The 16,111-nt window shown below is 73.8% G+C and carries 16 protein-coding genes; 9 read left to right on the top strand and 7 right to left on the bottom strand.

The window, feature by feature from the left end; genetic code table 11:
* Nucleotides 1–4 precede the first annotated feature (4 nt).
* Nucleotides 5–772 carry an AAA family ATPase gene (locus IG69_RS0100190; RefSeq protein WP_242525681.1) on the bottom strand — a complete coding sequence of 256 codons (768 nt, stop codon included), beginning with the start codon at nucleotides 770–772 and terminating at the stop codon, nucleotides 5–7.
* Nucleotides 773–930: 158 nt separating this feature from the next.
* Between IG69_RS0100190 and lysS the strand changes: the two genes are divergently transcribed.
* From lysS to IG69_RS0100165, 5 genes are all read left to right on the top strand, one after another.
* Nucleotides 931–2,382, top strand: coding sequence for a lysine--tRNA ligase (gene lysS, locus IG69_RS0100185; protein WP_084696547.1), 1,452 nt, complete (start codon nucleotides 931–933; stop codon nucleotides 2,380–2,382).
* Nucleotides 2,383–2,387: 5 nt separating this feature from the next.
* Nucleotides 2,388–2,597: a hypothetical protein gene (locus tag IG69_RS19775; RefSeq protein ID WP_036828590.1), complete on the top strand. Its 210-nt coding sequence runs from the start codon at nucleotides 2,388–2,390 to the stop codon at nucleotides 2,595–2,597.
* Between the two features lie 124 nt (nucleotides 2,598–2,721).
* The gene (locus IG69_RS0100175; protein ID WP_030526167.1) at nucleotides 2,722–3,060 is read left to right on the top strand and encodes a histone-like nucleoid-structuring protein Lsr2; all 339 of its coding nucleotides are present in this window, start codon (nucleotides 2,722–2,724) and stop codon (nucleotides 3,058–3,060) included.
* A gap of 56 nt (nucleotides 3,061–3,116) precedes the next feature.
* Nucleotides 3,117–3,704, top strand: a complete 588-nt coding sequence (locus tag IG69_RS0100170) for a (2Fe-2S)-binding protein (protein ID WP_030526166.1) — start codon at nucleotides 3,117–3,119, stop codon at nucleotides 3,702–3,704.
* 230 nt (nucleotides 3,705–3,934) lie between these two features.
* The gene (locus IG69_RS0100165; protein WP_030526165.1) at nucleotides 3,935–4,375 is read left to right on the top strand and encodes a hypothetical protein; all 441 of its coding nucleotides are present in this window, start codon (nucleotides 3,935–3,937) and stop codon (nucleotides 4,373–4,375) included.
* A gap of 149 nt (nucleotides 4,376–4,524) precedes the next feature.
* Here the strand turns inward: IG69_RS0100165 and IG69_RS0100160 are convergent, their stop codons facing one another.
* The 3 genes from IG69_RS0100160 to ligD (IG69_RS0100150) form a co-directional block, all read right to left on the bottom strand.
* The gene (locus IG69_RS0100160; RefSeq protein ID WP_030526164.1) at nucleotides 4,525–4,779 is read right to left on the bottom strand and encodes a hypothetical protein; all 255 of its coding nucleotides are present in this window, start codon (nucleotides 4,777–4,779) and stop codon (nucleotides 4,525–4,527) included.
* A gap of 157 nt (nucleotides 4,780–4,936) precedes the next feature.
* Nucleotides 4,937–5,821: a non-homologous end-joining DNA ligase gene (ligD, locus tag IG69_RS0100155; RefSeq protein ID WP_030526163.1), complete on the bottom strand. Its 885-nt coding sequence runs from the start codon at nucleotides 5,819–5,821 to the stop codon at nucleotides 4,937–4,939.
* Nucleotides 5,814–6,770 carry a non-homologous end-joining DNA ligase gene (ligD, locus tag IG69_RS0100150; protein ID WP_030526162.1) on the bottom strand — a complete coding sequence of 319 codons (957 nt, stop codon included), beginning with the start codon at nucleotides 6,768–6,770 and terminating at the stop codon, nucleotides 5,814–5,816. The genes ligD (IG69_RS0100155) and ligD (IG69_RS0100150) overlap by 8 nt, the downstream gene beginning before the upstream one ends.
* Nucleotides 6,771–6,829: 59 nt before the next feature.
* Between ligD (IG69_RS0100150) and IG69_RS0100145 the strand changes: the two genes are divergently transcribed.
* From IG69_RS0100145 to IG69_RS21910, 3 genes are all read left to right on the top strand, one after another.
* Nucleotides 6,830–7,384 carry a hypothetical protein gene (locus tag IG69_RS0100145; RefSeq protein WP_030526161.1) on the top strand — a complete coding sequence of 185 codons (555 nt, stop codon included), beginning with the start codon at nucleotides 6,830–6,832 and terminating at the stop codon, nucleotides 7,382–7,384.
* A 108-nt stretch (nucleotides 7,385–7,492) separates the two neighbouring features.
* The gene (gene ku, locus IG69_RS0100140; RefSeq protein ID WP_030526160.1) at nucleotides 7,493–8,458 is read left to right on the top strand and encodes a non-homologous end joining protein Ku; all 966 of its coding nucleotides are present in this window, start codon (nucleotides 7,493–7,495) and stop codon (nucleotides 8,456–8,458) included.
* 92 nt (nucleotides 8,459–8,550) lie between these two features.
* Entirely contained in the window at nucleotides 8,551–10,575 is a 2,025-nt protein-coding gene (locus IG69_RS21910; RefSeq protein ID WP_157577245.1) for a hypothetical protein, read from the top strand.
* A gap of 35 nt (nucleotides 10,576–10,610) precedes the next feature.
* Here the strand turns inward: IG69_RS21910 and IG69_RS0100130 are convergent, their stop codons facing one another.
* From IG69_RS0100130 to IG69_RS0100120, 3 genes are all read right to left on the bottom strand, one after another.
* Nucleotides 10,611–11,183 (bottom strand): amino-acid N-acetyltransferase, encoded by a 573-nt coding sequence (locus tag IG69_RS0100130; protein ID WP_051749952.1) that lies wholly within the window; start codon nucleotides 11,181–11,183, stop codon nucleotides 10,611–10,613.
* A 297-nt stretch (nucleotides 11,184–11,480) separates the two neighbouring features.
* The gene (locus IG69_RS0100125) at nucleotides 11,481–14,000 is read right to left on the bottom strand and encodes an ATP-dependent Clp protease ATP-binding subunit (RefSeq protein WP_030526158.1); all 2,520 of its coding nucleotides are present in this window, start codon (nucleotides 13,998–14,000) and stop codon (nucleotides 11,481–11,483) included.
* Nucleotides 14,001–14,850: 850 nt separating this feature from the next.
* Entirely contained in the window at nucleotides 14,851–15,468 is a 618-nt protein-coding gene (locus tag IG69_RS0100120; RefSeq protein ID WP_051749951.1) for a CGNR zinc finger domain-containing protein, read from the bottom strand.
* 70 nt (nucleotides 15,469–15,538) lie between these two features.
* On the opposite strand from IG69_RS0100120, the gene IG69_RS0100115 reads away from it, so the two are divergent.
* Nucleotides 15,539–16,108, top strand: coding sequence for a hypothetical protein (locus IG69_RS0100115; protein WP_030526156.1), 570 nt, complete (start codon nucleotides 15,539–15,541; stop codon nucleotides 16,106–16,108).
* The last annotated feature ends 3 nt before the right edge of the window (nucleotides 16,109–16,111 follow it).

Below are 16,111 nucleotides of genomic sequence, written 5' to 3'. Positions count from 1 at the left end.
TCGGTCAGTCGTCGAGGTCGTCGACGACGTGCCGCAGGTACCGGCGCGGGGCGTCGAGGAAGCCGCGGTGGTGCGCCACGAGGTCGAGCTCGTCCCACGTGCTCGGCCGGATGCCGTGCTCGCCGAGCTCGAGCAGGTGCGCGCCGGGGATGGCCGCGAGCACCGGCGAGTGCGTCGCGAGGACGACCTGCGTGCGCGGCCGGCGGGCCATCTCGGTCAGCTCGGCGACGAGGTGCAGCTGCGCCGAGAACGACAGCCCGGCCTCCGGCTCGTCCATCACGAAGAGGCCCTCGCCGCGGAAGCGCCGCGTGCCGAGCAGCGCGACGAAGGACTCGCCGTGCGAGAGGCCGTGGAAGAGCGGGTCACGGCTCCACGGTGAGTCCGCGCGCGAGGTGTCGAGGTAGGTGAAGAGGCCGTGCATCGTCTCGGCCCGCACGAAGTAGCCCCACCGCGGCGCCCCGGGGTCGCGGACGACGCGCAGCCACTCGTGCAGCGGCGACTCGCTCGCGTGGGTGCGGTGCGCGGCGCCGGTCGAGCCGCCCTCGGCGTTCATCCCGACGGCCATCGCGAGCGCCTCGACGAGCGTCGACTTGCCGGAGCCGTTCTCGCCGACGAGCACCGTGCAGCGGGCGAGGTCGACGCCGTGCGCGAGGACGTGCTCGACCGCGGGCACGGTGCGCGGCCAGACGTCGGGCGGCGGGAGCTCGACGGGGTCGGCGTGCTCGAGCCGGCGCGCGGGCAGCCCCTCCTCCCAGCTCCCGTGCCTCGCCACGCGGGCGACGCTACCGACGCGCCCCGACATCCGGACCTCGCCGCGGCGGCGGTCGCTGGGCGGGCAGGGGGCGGACCGGCCCCCGCGGGTCCGTAGGCTTGTCCTCCGTGACCGAGAACCCCACCACCGCCCTTCCCGAGGCCGAGCTGCCCGAGCAGATGCGGGTCCGGCGCGAGAAGCGCGACCGGCTGATCGCCGAGGGCGGCCAGGCCTACCCCGTCGCGGTCCCGCGCACGCACTCGCTCGCCGAGGTCCGCGAGCAGTGGGCGCACCTCGAGACCGGCGAGGAGACCCAGGACGTCGTCGCCGTCGCCGGCCGCGTCGTCTTCGTCCGCACCACCGGCAAGCTCGCCTTCGCGACGCTCCAGGAGGGCGTCGGCACCCGCCTCCAGGTGATGCTCAGCCTCGCCGAGGTGGGGCAGGAGGCGCTCGACGCCTTCAAGCGCGACGCCGATCTCGGCGACCACGTGTGGGTCGAGGGCAGGGTCATCTCCAGCCGCCGCGGCGAGCTGTCGGTGATGGCGACCCGCTGGGGCGTCGCGAGCAAGGCGCTGCGCCCGCTGCCGACCCTCCACAAGGAGCTCTCGGAGGAGTCGCGGGTCCGCCAGCGCTACGCCGACCTCGTCGTGCGCCAGGAGGCCCGCGACATGGTGCGCACCAAGGCCGCCGCGCTGCGCGCCGTCCGCTCCGTGCTCGACGGCCAGGGCTACCTCGAGGTCGAGACGCCGGTGCTCCAGCTGGTCCACGGTGGGGCCGCGGCCCGGCCGTTCCGGACGCACCTCAACGCGTTCGACCAGGAGATGGTCCTGCGCATCGCCCTCGAGCTCAACCTCAAGAAGGCCGTCGTCGGCGGGGTCGACCGCGTCTACGAGATGGGCCGCATCTTCCGCAACGAGGGCGTCGACGCGACGCACTCCCCCGAGTTCACGATGCTCGAGGCCTACCAGGCATGGGGCGACCAGCGCTCCATCGCCGGCCTCATGCGCGACCTCTACCTCGGCGTCGCCGACGCGCTCGGGTCGCGGCAGGTCGAGACGCCCGCGGGCACGGTCGACCTCGACGGCGAGTGGCGCTGGCTGCCCGTCTACGAGGGCGTCAGCGAGGCCGTCGGCGAGGAGGTCACCCAGGAGACCTCGAAGGAGACGCTGCTCGCGCACGCCGAGCGGCACGGCGTCGAGGTCGACCCGGCGCTCGAGAAGGACAAGGTCTTCCTCGAGCTGCTCGGCGAGCTCGTCGAGCCCGGCCTGCTCCAGCCGACCTTCCTCTGCGACTACCCCGCCATCGCGCAGCCGCTCGCGCGGCCGCACCGCGACACCCCCGGGCTCATCGAGGCGTGGGACCTCATCATCGCCGGCGTCGAGCGCGGCACCGGGTTCTCCGAGCTCGTCGACCCCGTCGTCCAGCGCGAGGTCCTCACCGCCCAGTCGCTGCGGGCGGCCGGCGGCGACCCCGAGGCGATGCAGCTCGACGAGGACTTCCTGCGCGCGCTCGAGTACGGCGCCCCGCCGATGGGCGGCCTGGGCCTGGGCGTGGACCGGCTCATCATGCTGTTCACCGGCGCGAACATCCGCGAGACCATCCTCTTTCCGCACCTGAAGCCGGAGGCCTGATTCCGATGGGTTCGATCGTCCCTTATCTCGTCGCGATCATCCCGACGATCGTCGCGGCGGCGTTTTTCTACGTCATCGTCAAACGCATCATGGAGGCCGACCGCAACGAGCGCCTGGCCCAGAGCAAGTTCGAGGCCGAGCAGGACCGGCAGGCGGCCCGTGAGGCGTCCGCCGAGCACGGAACGACGACGGGAAACGACGAAAAGACCGACTGAGGAATGTCTCGGACTTTCCTTTCCTTTACCTGCGCTTTACCCTGTGGGAGAGACGCCGCGCAGCTTTGTGCGGCATGCTCGGACCACCCCTGACATTCCCTTCTGCATTCGGAGGCACGACACCATGGCCAAAAAGGTCCAGGTCCTTCTCGTCGACGACGTCGACAAGGAGTCCCCTGCCGACGAGACGGTCACCTTCGCCCTCGACGGCGTCAGCTACGAGATCGACCTCACCAGCGACAACGCGAGCAAGCTGCGCGACGCGATGGCGGTGTGGATCGGCCACGCCGAGCGCACCGGCGGGCGGCGCAGCGCCTCCCGCGGCGCGGCCAAGAACAGCGGCGGCAGCAAGCGCGACGTCTCGGCGATCCGCGAGTGGGCGCGCAGCAACGGCTACGACGTCAGCGAGCGCGGCCGTATCTCGAGCGAGGTCCAGGAGGCCTACGACAAGGCGAACTCCTGAGCCACGGCTCGCCCGACGCAGCGGCGGCACCCGACCCGGGTGCCGCCGCTGCGCGCATGTCCGCCCGCCACGCGTGGCTGCGGTTCGTCGTCGGGGGGCCGGCCCTGCCGCACGACCTCGCCGTCGACCCCGACCCGTGGCGCGAGGGGCTGCGGCGGATGCACGCCCGCTGGTACGACGGCGTCGCCCCACCCTCGGTCGCGGCGGTGTTCGTCCTCCAGTGGCTGCTCCAGGTGCCGGCGCACGCGGCCGCGCACGCCGCCGCGGCCGGGCCCGTGCGAGCGGTCCTCGACGGACTGACGTTCTCGCTCGCCCCCTCGCTGGTCCCCGACACCGTGCGGCTGGCGGGGCTCGTCGCCGACCCCCGGGAGCTCCCGGCGCGGCTCGACGCCGCCGAGGCCGACTTCCGCGCCGTCGCGACCCCGCTCGCGCAGGGCTACCGCAGCCCGGTGCGCCTCGGGCCGCACGTGCGCGCCGCGCTCGTCGACGACATGTGGGCCGCCGCCCGGCGTGAGGCCGAGGCAGCGGCCGGGATGCTCCGGCCCGGCGGCGTGCCTCGCGCGTCGTGCTGCCTCATCTACGCCCTGCCCGGGTGCGTCGAGTGCGCCGGCTGCCCCCGCCTGCGCCGCACCCCCTCCCCCTGATCCGACCCCTCCCCCGCCCCGACCCCCTCACCCCGCCCTCGACCCGCCTTCATCGACTTCTTGCGAGTTGAGCCGCTCGACACGCCGTCCGACGGCGCGTCGAGCGGCGGAACTCGCAAGAAGTCGGGGTCGATACCGGCTGGCGGACAGGTCGGCCGAGCGGACCGTCCTCGCACGGCTGAGTACCGGTGCTCACGCCGGCCCGCGCCGGGCGCCGCCATGCTCGCGCCATGACCACTGCTCTCGCCGCCCTGCCGCGCACCGCCGCCCTCGCCGTCCTCGCCTGGGCGGCCCTCACTCTCGTCGAGCGGCTCTCCGGTCCCACCGTCGGCGCGAACATCGGGGCAGGCCTCGCGGCGATGCTCGCCGTCGCCGTGGCCGCCCTCGTCTGGGGCACGGTCGACGGGCTGCGCGCCCGGGCCGCCGGTCCCGTGCTCGCGCGCTGGGGCGTCGTCGCCGTCCTCGCCGTGCCCGTCTTCACCGCGGCCGGCCAGCTCGGCGCCCCGACCGCGTTCGACTGGGGCCTCTGGGCGACCGAGACCGTCTTCGGCGGCTGGTTCTGGGCGGTGCTCGTCGCCGTGCCGGCCCTGACGGGCGCTGCGGCCGGGTCCGCGCTCTCGGGCCGCCGCACCCCGACCACGCCCACGACCCCCCGCCACCGCCCCGCCTGACGCGACTGGTTGCGAGTTCCGCCGCTCGACACGCGGTCGAGCGGCTCAATCGCAAGAAGTCGATGGATCAGTGCCGACGTGTTGCCCATCTGCCACCCGCCCCGGACCGGATCGGGCCCTCGGAGGTGGCGGATGGGCAAGAAGTCGGGTCAGGGGAGGCGCACCCACCGGGCGCCGTCCCACCGCCACGTGACGCCGCGCGTGCTCGTCTCCGTCGGCGGCTCGGCCGGGTCCGGCGGACGCGGCACGACGACCGGCCGGTCGTCGTGGACGCCGGCCGCCTCAGCCGCCGCGGCGGGGAGGGCGGCCGTCCCGAGGAGGGCGACGGCGGTGGCCGAGGTCAGGGCGCCGACGAGGCGCAGGCCGGTGGAGCGGAACGGTCCGGAGCGGGTCGAGGAGGTCATGGCTCCAGCCTCCGACCGGCCCGGATGACCCCGCTGTCCGTTCCCTGTGCCCCTCACCTGACCGGCACCCACCCGACTGATTGCGACTTCCGCCGCTCGACACGCGGTCCGGCGGCGTGTCGAGCGGCTCAACTCGCAAGAAGTCGATGGGGTCGGGTCAGGGGAGGTCGGCGAGGAGGTCGCCGTCGCGCTCGACCCGCTCGAGCACCTCGTCGAACATCAGCTGGGCCAGCGTGCCGTCGTCCTCGGCGCCGGCCTCGACCTCGTCCCAGGTGCGCGGCGCCGCGACGTGCGGCAGCTCGCGCCCGCGCAGCGAGTACGGGCTGATGGTCGTCTTCGCCGCGACGTTCTGGCTCCAGTCGAGGAACACCTTGCCCGGGCGCAGCGACTTGGTCATCTTCCACAGCACGAGCTCGGGGTGCTTCTTCGTCATCTCCTGCGCCAGCTGCTGCGCGAGGTCGCGCACCTGGTCGGAGGTCAGGTCGCCGCCGAGCCGCGCGTACAGCTGCATCCCCTTGCTGCCCGAGGTCACCGGGTGCAGCTCGAGGCCGAGCCGCTCCAGCCGGTCGCGCACGAGCAGCGCAACCCGGGCGCACTCGCGCAGGCCGGCCGGCTTGCCGGGGTCGAGGTCGATGACGAGCCGGTCCGGGTGCTCGCGCGCGCCGTCGTCGTCGACCGTCCACTGGGGGACGTGCAGCTCGAGGGAGTTGAGGTTGACGAGATAGGTGAGCTCGGCCATCCCGGGCACGAGGGGGTAGCGGACGTCGTCGACCTGCACGCCGGGCAGCCACGACGGCGCCCCGGAGGGCATGTTCTTCTCGAAGAACATCTGGTCCGCGACCCCGTGCGGCCAGCGCACCCGCGTCACCGGTCGGCGCGCGAGGTGCGGCAGGAGCACGCCGGCGACGCGCGCGTAGTAGTCGAGGACCTCGCCCTTGGTCGTCTCGGTGGCGGGGTACATCACCTTGTCGAGGCTGGTCAGCTTCAGCCGCCGCCCGTCGACCTCGACGCGCGTCACCTGCGGGACGTACCGCTCAGCCACCCTCCTCGACCTCCTGCAGCTCGTCGGGCGTGAGGTCGGCGCGCACCCCGAGGAACGTGGGCTGGCGCAGCCGGTGGTCGGGGGTGAGCTGGAGCGTGCGGACCTCGACGACGACCGCCGGCTCGACCCACGTCGTCCCCGAGGCGTCGATGCGGGGCACCTCGTCGGCGAACGGCGACGCGTCGCACTCGTGCCGGCGGACCCGGCGCAGCAGCGCCTCGCCGGCCGACCCCGCGAGCCCGGACCCGACCCGCCCCGCGTACCGCCAGCCACCCTCGCCGTCGGGCAGCCCGACGAGCACCGCCCCCAGCCGGTCCGCCGACGACGCCCCCGACCCCACCTCGGGCCGCCAGCCCCCGACGACGACCGAGTAGGTGCGCCGGTGCGCGACCTTGCGCCAGTCCGGCGAGCGCCGACCGGGCAGGTAACGCGCGTCCCGCCGCTTGCTGACGACCCCCTCGAGCCCCTGCTCGCCCGTGACCCGCAGCAGCACCGCGCCGTCGTCGTGCACCTCGGGCACCCGCCACGCACGCCCGTCGAGCTCGAGCTCCTCGAGCAGCCGCCGCCGCGCCGACCACGGCTGGCCGGTGAGGTCCTGCCCGAAGAGCCGCAGCAGGTCGAAGACCATGAGCGTCACCGGCCGCGAGCGCGCCAGGCGCTCGGCCTGCGCCCGTTTCGTGACGTGCATCCGCTCGGTCAGCGCGTGGAAGCTCGGCAGCCCCTCGTCGAGGGCGACGACCTCGCCGTCGAGCAGCAGGTCGTCGTAGGTGCCGGCGAGCGCGTCGAGCTCGGGGAAGGCCGCCGTCACGTCGCGCTCGGTCCGCGAGGTCACCGTCACCGACCCGCTGCGGACGTCGACGAGCACCCGCATCCCGTCCCACTTCACCTCGTGCACCCACGCGTCACCGCGCGGCGGGGCCTCCGCGGCGGTCGCGAGCATGGGACGCATGGGCCCATCCTGCCGCCCGCGGGCCCCGGAGCGCCCCGGGCACGGGTTAGCGTCGCGCCATGGAGGCCGCGGGCGCCGGACCCGTCGTGCTCGTCGAGGGCGAGAGCGACGCCGTCGTCGTGCGCACGCTGCTCGCCGGCCGCGGCGTGCCGGCCACCGTCGTCCCGATGGGCGGGGTCACCAACCTCGCCCGCCACCTCGACGGGCTCGGCGGCCCCGGTCCGGGCGTCCTCGCCCTCGTCGACGCCCCCGAGATGCGCTTCGCGGTGGGCGCGCTGCGTCGGCACGGCGTCGTCGCGCGCGACGTCGAGGAGCTCGCCTGGCACGGCGTCTTCGTCTGCGACCGCGACATCGAGGACGTCCTCATGCGCGCCCTGGGCGCCGACGCCGTCCGCGACGCGCTGGCCTCGATGGCCGAGCTCGGCGCGTTCGAGTCGATGGCCCGGATGCCGTACTGGCGCGGGCGCCCGGTGCTCGAGCAGCTGCACCGGTTCGCGGGCTCGGGGTCGGGACGCAAGGCCCGGCTGGCCGCCCGCCTCGCCGAGCGGCTCGACCCGGATGCCCTGCCGGACCCGCTCGGGGCGCTCGTCGACGCCGTGGCCGCCCGCGCCTGACCGCCGACCCGACCCGCCGCGGGCCCTCCCCCGCCGGCGCCGACCGTCCTAGGCTGGGTGGACGTGCCGGGGGCACCCGGGGCGAGCGACGAGAGGACGGGACCGACGATGCGCGCGATCTGGAAGGGCGCGGTCTCCTTCGGGCTGGTCAACGTGCCGGTGCGGCTCTACTCGGCGACCGAGAACCACGACGTGCAGTTCCGGCAGGTGCACCGCGAGGACGGCGGGCGCATCCGCTACCGGCGCTTCTGCTCGATCGACGGGGAGGAGGTGAGCTACGACGACATCGCCAAGGGCTACGAGACCGAGGACGGCGACATGGTCGTGCTCACGGACGACGACTTCGCCGACCTCCCCTCGCGCTCGAGCAAGGAGATCGGCGTGACGAAGTTCGTCCCCGCCGACCAGATCGACCCGATGTGGCTCGACAAGAGCTACTACCTCGAGCCCGACAAGTCCGCCACCAAGCCGTACGTCCTCCTGCGCGACGCCCTCGAGAGCGAGCAGCGCGTCGCCGTCGTCACCGTCTCGATCCGGACCCGCATGACGATGGCGATCCTGCGCGTCCGCGACGGCGTCATCGTCATGCAGACGATGCTCTGGCCCGACGAGGTGCGCGCTGCCGACTTCGCCGCCGTCGACGAGCAGCACGCCACCCGCCAGGAGATGGACATGGCGAAGATGCTCATCGACCAGCTCGCCGGCGACTACGACCCGGCCGAGTACGAGGACGACTACGCGCTCGCGGTCAAGGAGCTCGTCCGGGCCAAGGTCGAGGGCGGCGAGGTGCGGGTCTCCGCGCCCGAGGAGGAGGAGTCCGGCGAGGTCGTCGACCTGCTCGCCGCGCTGTCGCGCTCGGTCGAGCGGGCCAAGGCCTCCCGCGGCGAGGCGCCGTCGTCCGGCGGGGGCCAGGGCTCGACGGCGGCGAAGAGCTCGTCCGGCTCGTCCGGGAGCACGAAGAAGGCCGCGCCGAAGAAGTCCTCGACGACGAAGAAGGCGGCGTCGAAGAAGTCCACCGCCACGAAGAAGGCCACGGCGAAGACGGCGAAGAAGGCCGAGAAGAAGGCCAGCTGACCCGCACCGGACGGTCCGCCACGCCGCCGCGCGCCTACGATCGGGTGCGGCGCCGCAGCGCCGTGCCGCCCCGGGCGACGACGGAGGGACCGATGACGAGCACGCTGCGCCGCGCCGTGGCCGGCTCCGTCGTGTCCGCCCTCGTCGCGCTCGCGCTCGTCGTCGCGGCCCCGGTCGGCCCCGCCGCGGCGGCCGAGGGGCTCGCGGTGTCGGCCGTCAGCCGCTACCGGCTCGACCCGGCGGCCGACCTCGTCCGCGCCACGATGACCCTCGACCTGCGCAACACGAGCAAGGACACGAAGGCCGACGGCGGCGTCTACGCCTACTTCTTCGACGCCTACACCGTCCCCATCCCGGCCGGCGCCACCGACGTCCGCGCGTCGACCGGGGGCAGCCGGCTGTCCGTCCGGACCTCTGGCACCGACGACCCGAGCACCCAGACGGTGCGCATCGGCTTCCCGGCCCTGCGCTACGACCAGCGGCGCCGGATCGTCCTGGAGTTCGACGTCCCCGGGGCGCCGCCGCGCTCGGCCAACAGCACGCGGGTCGGCCCCGGTTACGCCACCTTCGTCGCCTACGGCCCGGGCGACGAGGGCCGCAACCGCGTCGAGGTGATCGCCCCGTCGGCGATGTCGTTCGCGAGCACCGTCGACGGCTTCGACACGGCGCGCTCCGGTGGTACGGCGACGTACACCGCGACGGAGAACACCTTCGAGGGCGGTCTCTGGGCGACCGTGTCGCTGCGCGACCCCGCCCAGGTCACGGAGCGCGCGGTCGACGTCGGCGACCTCTCGCTCACGCTGTCGGCCTTCCCCGACGACGAGCAGTGGTCGCGCTTCGTCGCCGGCCGGGTCGAGGAGGGCCTGCCCGTCCTCGAGCGCCTCGTCGACACCCCGTGGCCCGGCGGGCTCCAGCGAATCCGGGAGGATGCCTCTCCGTCGCTGCGCGGCTACGACGGCTGGTTCGACCCGACCGGTGACGAGATCGTCGTCGGGGAGCAGCTCGACGACGACCTGATCTTCCACGAGCTGACCCATGCGTGGGTCTCCGCCGACACCCTCGAGCAGCGCTGGCTCTTCGAGGGGCTCGCCCAGGCCGTCGCCGAGCGCGCCGTCGACGAGACCGGGGGCACGCCGCGCGAGCACCGCTCCGTCGGCCCCGACGACCGCGACGCCGTCCCCCTCAACGAGTGGAGCGGGGACGCCGGCAGCCGCTCCGCCGACGTCGACGCCTACGCCTACCCCGCCTCCTACCGCGTGATGCACACGCTGCTCGCGGACACGACGGACGCCGAGTTCGCCGCCGTGGTCGGCGCCGCCGTGCGCGGCGAGCGGGCGTACGACCCCCCGGGCCTCGTGACCCCGAGCGGCGGGCGCACGTCGTGGCAGGACTGGCTCGACCTCGTCGAGGACCGGGCCGGGGTCGAGGGCGCGCCCGAGCTGCTCTCGACCTGGGTGCTCACGAAGGAGCAGCGCGCGCTCCTCGCGCCCCGCGAGCGCGAGCGCACGGCCTACCGAGCGCTGGACCGCGCCGACGGCCCGTGGCTGCCGCCCGAGGGGCTGCGCGACGCGATGACCGTCTGGGACTTCGACCGGGCCCGCCAGGTGCGCGAGGCGGTCGCCCCGCTCGGCCCCGACGTGGCCGCCGTGCAGCAGGCCTCGGCCCGCACCGGGCTCGCCGTCCCGCCGAGCGTGCGCGAGGCCTACGAGCAGGCGGCCCTGGACCCCGACTACCGCGAGCTCGCGTCCACGCTGCCCGCGACGGCCGCGGCCCTGCGCGCGGTCGGGTCCGCCCGCGACACCGCCGCCCGCGAGCTCGACCCCCTCTCGGACGTCGGGACGACGCTGCTCGGCGTGCGGGAGCGGGCCGACGCGGCGCGCACCTCCCTCGCCGACGGCGAGGTCGGCCGGGCCACCACCCTCGCCCGCGAGAGCACCGAGCGGGCCGGGTGGGCCCTCCCGCTCGGGCTGGGCCTCCTCCTGCTCGGGGTCGTGCTCGTCGTGGGCACGACGACCGTGGTCGTCGTCGCGGTCCGCCGGCGACCCCAGGGGCGGCACGCCCACGCGCTCCCCGAGCGCAGCGTCGACCCCGCGCTGGACCCTTCCTCCGGTCGCTGAGCCGCCCGGCGGCCCGCGCCCCCGCAGCGGCGGGGTCAGAGGACGCGGAGCATCCGGGTGTTGCCGAGCGTGTTCGGCTTGACCCGCTCGAGGTCGAGGAACTCGGCGACGCCCTCGTCGTAGGAGCGCAGGAGCTCGGCGTAGACGGCCGGCTCGACGGCCTGGCCCTCGATGGCCTCGAAGCCGTGCCGCGCGAAGAAGGCGGTCTCGAAGGTCAGGCAGAACAGCCGCGACAGGCCGAGCTCGTGGGCCCGCTCGACGAGCCGCGTCATCAGGGCGCTGCCGACCCCGAGCCCGAGGACCGAGCGGTCGACGGCGAGGGTGCGGACCTCCCCGAGATCCTCCCACAGGACGTGCAGGGCCCCGCAGCCGACGACCCGCGGCGACGTCCCGTCGGCGCCGTCGGTCTCGGCGACGACGAAGTCCGCCACCGACTCGTAGTAGGCGACGGCCTCCTTCTGCAGCAGCACCCGGGCCTCGGCGAGCGGGGCGACGAGCGAGCGGATGGCGCGGACGTCGGCGGTGCGGGCGGGCCGGACGCGCACACCGGTGCGGGACGTGGCGACGGCGTCGGGCGCGGCGTCGGGCGCGGCGTCGGAGGAGGCCATCCCGGCAGCGTAGCCGCGGCTCGCCGGCGGGTGGCGGCGGTGTCCGGACAGGGGCACGGCCCGCCACCGCAGGGGTGGTGGCGGGCCGCTGCAAGGGCCCCGGAGGTCCTTGCTGCGCTCAAGTCTGCACAATCCGTCCATCCAGTGGGGTAAAGACCGGGTAAGGATTTCGCGGCGCGAACCCCGTTTTCGACGGAATCCGTGGGTCCAGAGGCGACGTGACCGGACGCGAGATGTCCCCCGGACACACCGAGGGCGCCCGACCGTGTAGTCGGGCGCCCTCGGGGAGCGGCTCGGTCAGCCCTCAGCGGCCTCGGCCGCGACGACCGGGAGCTCGATGCCCCGGCTGTGCGCCGTGCCCTGGAAGGTGAACGTGTCGTCCTTGGTCTCGCCGGTCGCGTCGACCGCGACGATCTCGCCGGACTTCAGCTCGTTGAAGAGGATCTTCTCCGAGAGGATGTCCTCGATCTCGCGCTGGATCGTGCGACGCAGCGGACGCGCACCGAGCACCGGGTCGTAGCCCTTGGTGGCGAGGAGGTTCTTCGCCGCCGGGGTGAGCTCGATGCCCATGTCCTTGTCCTTGAGCCGCTTGTCCAGCTTGGCGATCTCGAGGTCGACGATCTGGACGATCTCGGCCTGCGAGAGCTGCGGGAAGACGATCGTGTCGTCGACGCGGTTGAGGAACTCGGGACGGAAGTGCTGCTTGAGCTCGTCCTGGACCTTGGCCTTCATCCGCTCGTAGTCCGAGCGGGTGTCGGGCCCGGCGGAGAAGCCGAGCGTGCCCTTGGAGATGTCCCGGGTGCCGAGGTTGGTCGTCATGATGATGACCGTGTTCTTGAAGTCGACCATCCGACCCTGGGAGTCGGTGAGGCGGCCGTCCTCGAGCACCTGCAGGAGGCTGTTGAAGATCTCCGGGTGGGCCTTCTCGACCTCGTCGAAGAGGACGACGGAGAACGGCTTGCGGCGCACCTTCTCGGTGAGCTGGCCGCCCTCCTCGTACCCGACGTAGCCGGGGGGCGAGCCGAAGAGGCGCGAGACGGTGTGCTTCTCGCTGTACTCCGACATGTCGAGCTGGATGAGGCTGTCCTCGTCGCCGAAGAGGAACTCCGCGAGCGTCTTGGCCAGCTCGGTCTTCCCGACGCCGGTCGGGCCGGCGAAGATGAACGAGCCGCCGGGGCGACGCGGGTCCTTGAGGCCGGCCCGCGTGCGGCGGATGGCCTGCGAGAGCGACTTGATGGCCTCGTCCATGCCGACGACGCGCTTGTGCAGCTCGTCCTCCATGTGGAGCAGGCGGCTGGACTCCTCCTCGGTCAGCTTGAAGACCGGGATGCCCGTCGACGCGGCGAGGACCTCGGCGATGAGCTCCTCGTCGACCTCGGCGATGACGTCCATGTCGCCGGACTTCCACTCGGCCTCGCGCCGCGCCTTCTCGTTGCGCAGGTTCTTCTCGTCGTCGCGCAGGCGCGCGGCCTTCTCGAAGTCCTGGCCGTCGATGGCCGACTCCTTCTCGCGCACGACGGCGGCGATCTTCTCGTCGAACTCGCGCAGGTCCGGCGGCGCGGTCATCCGGCGGATGCGCAAGCGCGCGCCCGCCTCGTCGATGAGGTCGATCGCCTTGTCCGGGAGGAAGCGGTCGTTGACGTAGCGGTCGGCCATGTTCGCCGCCGCGACGAGCGCGCCGTCGGTGATGGACACCCGGTGGTGCGCCTCGTACCGGTCGCGCAGGCCCTTGAGGATCTCGATGGCGTGCGCGAGGGTCGGCTCGGCGACCTGGATCGGCTGGAAGCGGCGCTCGAGCGCGGCGTCCTTCTCGATGTGCTTGCGGTACTCGTCGAGCGTCGTCGCCCCGATGACCTGCAGCTCGCCGCGGGCCAGCATCGGCTTGAGGATGGAGGCCGCGTCGATGGCGCCCTCGGCCGCCCCGGCCCCGACGAGGGTGTGGATCTCGTCGATGAACAGGACGATGTCGCCGCGGGTGCGGATCTCCTTGAGGACCTTCTTCAGCCGCTCCTCGAAGTCACCGCGGTAGCGGCTGCCGGCGACGAGCGCGCCGAGGTCGAGCGTGTAGAGCTGCTTGTCCTTGAGCGTCTCGGGCACCTCGCCCTTGACGATGTCCTGCGCGAGGCCCTCGACGACCGCGGTCTTGCCGACGCCGGGCTCACCGATGAGCACCGGGTTGTTCTTGGTGCGGCGGGAGAGCACCTGCATGACCCGCTCGATCTCCTTCTCGCGCCCGATGACCGGGTCGAGCTTGCCCTCGCGCGCGGCCTGCGTGAGGTTGCGGCCGAACTGGTCGAGGACGAGGGAGCCCGCGGGGGTGCCCTCGGCGGGACCGCCCTGGGTGCCGCCGGCGCCCTGGGCCGCGCCCTCCTTGCCACCCTGGTAGCCCGAGATGAGCTGGATGACCTGCTGGCGCACGCGCGAGAGGTCGGCGCCGAGCTTGACGAGCACCTGGGCCGCGACGCCCTCGCCCTCACGGATGAGGCCGAGGAGGATGTGCTCGGTGCCGATGTAGTTGTGGCCGAGCTGGAGCGCCTCGCGCAGGCTCAGCTCGAGGACCTTCTTCGCGCGCGGCGTGAACGGGATGTGACCGGTCGGGGCCTGCTGGCCCTGGCCGATGATCTCCTGCACCTGCTCGCGCACCGCCTCGAGGCTGATGCCGAGGCTCTCCAGGGCCTTGCTCGCGACACCCTCACCCTCGTGGATGAGGCCGAGGAGGATGTGCTCGGTCCCGATGTAGTTGTGGTTGAGACCGCGCGCCTCCTCCTGGGCGAGCACGACGACGCGCCGGGCGCGGTCGGTGAACCGTTCGAACATGGTGCTTCTCCTGACGTCGAGTCCCCTCGATGCTAGTCGCGCTGCCTGTCGGTGGCGCCCCCGTTCCTCACGGAGGGGGGTGCGCGTCTACGAGGTGGTCAACGTCGTGAGCACGCAGGCCTGTTCCGCGTTCGCCCACGGCGTAGCGCCGGCCGGCCTCGGTGCCCCCGCCCCACCCGCCCCACGCGCCTCCACATTTCGGGGTCACCCCGAAATGTCCACCGGGCAGGGCTTCGGAGCCGGGGTCTCGCGGACGAACCGGGGTCTCGACCCGGCCGGGATGGTCCCGCCCTGCCGGGGTGCCAGGACGCACCGCCCGGACGAGGTGAAGGCGGAGAGGGGACAACAGTGCGGCCGGGCGAGGTCAGGGCGGCATGACGAGGTGGGGGCGACCCCGCCCCGCCGGGGTGGCCCCGCCCTGCCGGGGCGCTAGGACGCACCGCCCGGGCGAGGTCAGAGCGGCAAGGGGGCATCGGTGCGGCCGGGCGAGGTCAGGGCGGCATGACGAGGTGGGGGCGACCCCGCCCCGCCGGGGTGGCCCCGCCCTGCCGGGGCGCCAGGATGCACCGTCCGGGCGAGGTCAGAGCGGCAAGGGGGCATCGGTGCGGCCGGGCGAGGTCACGACGGCGTGACGACATCGGGGTGACGAGCCGAGACGACGTCGGTACGGCGAGCGGCAGCCGGGCACGCCGGCGTCGTCGGTCACCCCGGCCTCCTGCCGACCCCACGGTCCCCACGCGTATCGGGTGACCCGATACGGCCGCGCTGTACCCCGGAACCGTTCCTGGGTGAAGCGCAGGGTTATCGGGTCACCCGATACGCGTGTGACTCGTGAGGGGGCTGGGCGGGGTCAGCGGCGGGAGCGGGTGCGCTCGGCGTGCGCGCGGACCTTGGCCCGGTTGCCGCACCAGGCCATCGAGCACCACCGGCGCCGGCCGGAGGTGTCGAGGAAGACCCACCCGCACCCCAGCCCGGGGCAGGCACGCACCCGCGCCACCTCCGGCCGGGTCACGAGGTCGGCGGCCACCCAGGCGAACGCGTCGGAGGGGCGGTCGAGGTCGTCCGGCGAGATGCCCTGCACCCGCCAGCGCGCCGGGTGACCGGGGACGAGCTGCACCCCGGTGGCCGCCGACCGGGTCGCGACGGTCAGCGCCCCGACCGCCTCGCCGTCGCTCGGGTCGAGCGCGGCGTCGCGGATGACGGCCCGGACGGTGCAGGCCCGCTCGAGCGCCGCCGCGGCGGCCTCGGGCTGGCGGTGGGCGGCGCGCCTCAGCCGCTGGACGTCTCCCACCGGCAGCAGGTCGAGCTCCCCCGCGAGCACCGCGAGGTGGTCGTAGGTCTCGAGGTAGTCGCTCGCGTGCGTGCCGTCCCACCCGGAGAAGGTGTTGACGAGCTCGAGCGCCGGGTGGCCCGCCACCGGTCGGGGCAGCACGAGGCCGTCGACCTCCACCCAGTGCTGCTCAGCCACCCGCAGAGCGTATCCGTGGGCTACGGTCGAACCTAACCTTTCATATCGCATTACCGGTTAGGAGACCGTCATGACGACCACCGCCACCCGCAACACCACCCGCCGCACCCTGGCCGCCCTCGGCGTCGCGACCCTCCTCGGAGCCGGCGTCGCCGCGCCGGCCGCGAGCGCGCAGCCCGGCCCGGGCCACCACCACGGGTCGCCGTGGACCCCGTACCGCACCGAGGAGGTCGTCGTCCCGGCCGCACGCTCGACCTGCGGCTTCGACACCCGCATCACGCCGCTGCGCGACGAGGAGGAGTACCGGACGACCTCGACCTGGCCCGACGGGACGCCCCGCACGCAGCTGTTCCGGGGCGCGCTGGTCGAGCGCTACACGAATCTCTCGACCGGCGCCTCGGTCGTGCGCGACCTCAGCGCGACCACCGTCTTCGCCTACCGCCCCGACGGCTCCCCGGAGTCGCTGACGTCGCTCCACGGCGCGTTCGGCACGACGATGCCGCCCGGCAGCCGCCCGGACACCGGCCTCTACGTCCTCGGCGGCCGCGGAACCCGCGTCGTCTTCGAGGCCGACGGCACCCGCTCCTTCACCCTCGGCCGGCACGGCACGGCGGAGGACGTCTGCGAGGCCATCGACTGACCC

This window comes from Phycicoccus jejuensis (assembly GCF_000720925.1).
In the GTDB taxonomy this organism is placed as follows: domain Bacteria; phylum Actinomycetota; class Actinomycetes; order Actinomycetales; family Dermatophilaceae; genus Phycicoccus; species Phycicoccus jejuensis.
This window is presented reverse-complemented; position numbering and strand designations above follow the sequence as displayed.

What these genes read in the sequence shown, in the direction of transcription:
- IG69_RS0100145 (WP_030526161.1), top strand. Translation starts at nt 6,830, where the DNA reads ATGGAGGCCGCGGGCGCCGGACCCGTCGTGCTCGTCGAGGGCGAGAGC.
- IG69_RS0100125 (WP_030526158.1), bottom strand. Translation starts at nt 14,000, where the DNA reads ATGTTCGAACGGTTCACCGACCGCGCCCGGCGCGTCGTCGTGCTCGCC.
- IG69_RS0100170 (WP_030526166.1), top strand. Translation starts at nt 3,117, where the DNA reads ATGTCCGCCCGCCACGCGTGGCTGCGGTTCGTCGTCGGGGGGCCGGCC.
- IG69_RS0100175 (WP_030526167.1), top strand. Translation starts at nt 2,722, where the DNA reads ATGGCCAAAAAGGTCCAGGTCCTTCTCGTCGACGACGTCGACAAGGAG.
- IG69_RS21910 (WP_157577245.1), top strand. Translation starts at nt 8,551, where the DNA reads ATGACGAGCACGCTGCGCCGCGCCGTGGCCGGCTCCGTCGTGTCCGCC.
- ligD (WP_030526162.1), bottom strand. Translation starts at nt 6,770, where the DNA reads ATGCGTCCCATGCTCGCGACCGCCGCGGAGGCCCCGCCGCGCGGTGAC.
- IG69_RS0100165 (WP_030526165.1), top strand. Translation starts at nt 3,935, where the DNA reads ATGACCACTGCTCTCGCCGCCCTGCCGCGCACCGCCGCCCTCGCCGTC.
- ku (WP_030526160.1), top strand. Translation starts at nt 7,493, where the DNA reads ATGCGCGCGATCTGGAAGGGCGCGGTCTCCTTCGGGCTGGTCAACGTG.
- IG69_RS0100130 (WP_051749952.1), bottom strand. Translation starts at nt 11,183, where the DNA reads ATGGCCTCCTCCGACGCCGCGCCCGACGCCGCGCCCGACGCCGTCGCC.
- IG69_RS0100160 (WP_030526164.1), bottom strand. Translation starts at nt 4,779, where the DNA reads ATGACCTCCTCGACCCGCTCCGGACCGTTCCGCTCCACCGGCCTGCGC.
- IG69_RS0100115 (WP_030526156.1), top strand. Translation starts at nt 15,539, where the DNA reads ATGACGACCACCGCCACCCGCAACACCACCCGCCGCACCCTGGCCGCC.
- lysS (WP_084696547.1), top strand. Translation starts at nt 931, where the DNA reads ATGCGGGTCCGGCGCGAGAAGCGCGACCGGCTGATCGCCGAGGGCGGC.
- IG69_RS19775 (WP_036828590.1), top strand. Translation starts at nt 2,388, where the DNA reads ATGGGTTCGATCGTCCCTTATCTCGTCGCGATCATCCCGACGATCGTC.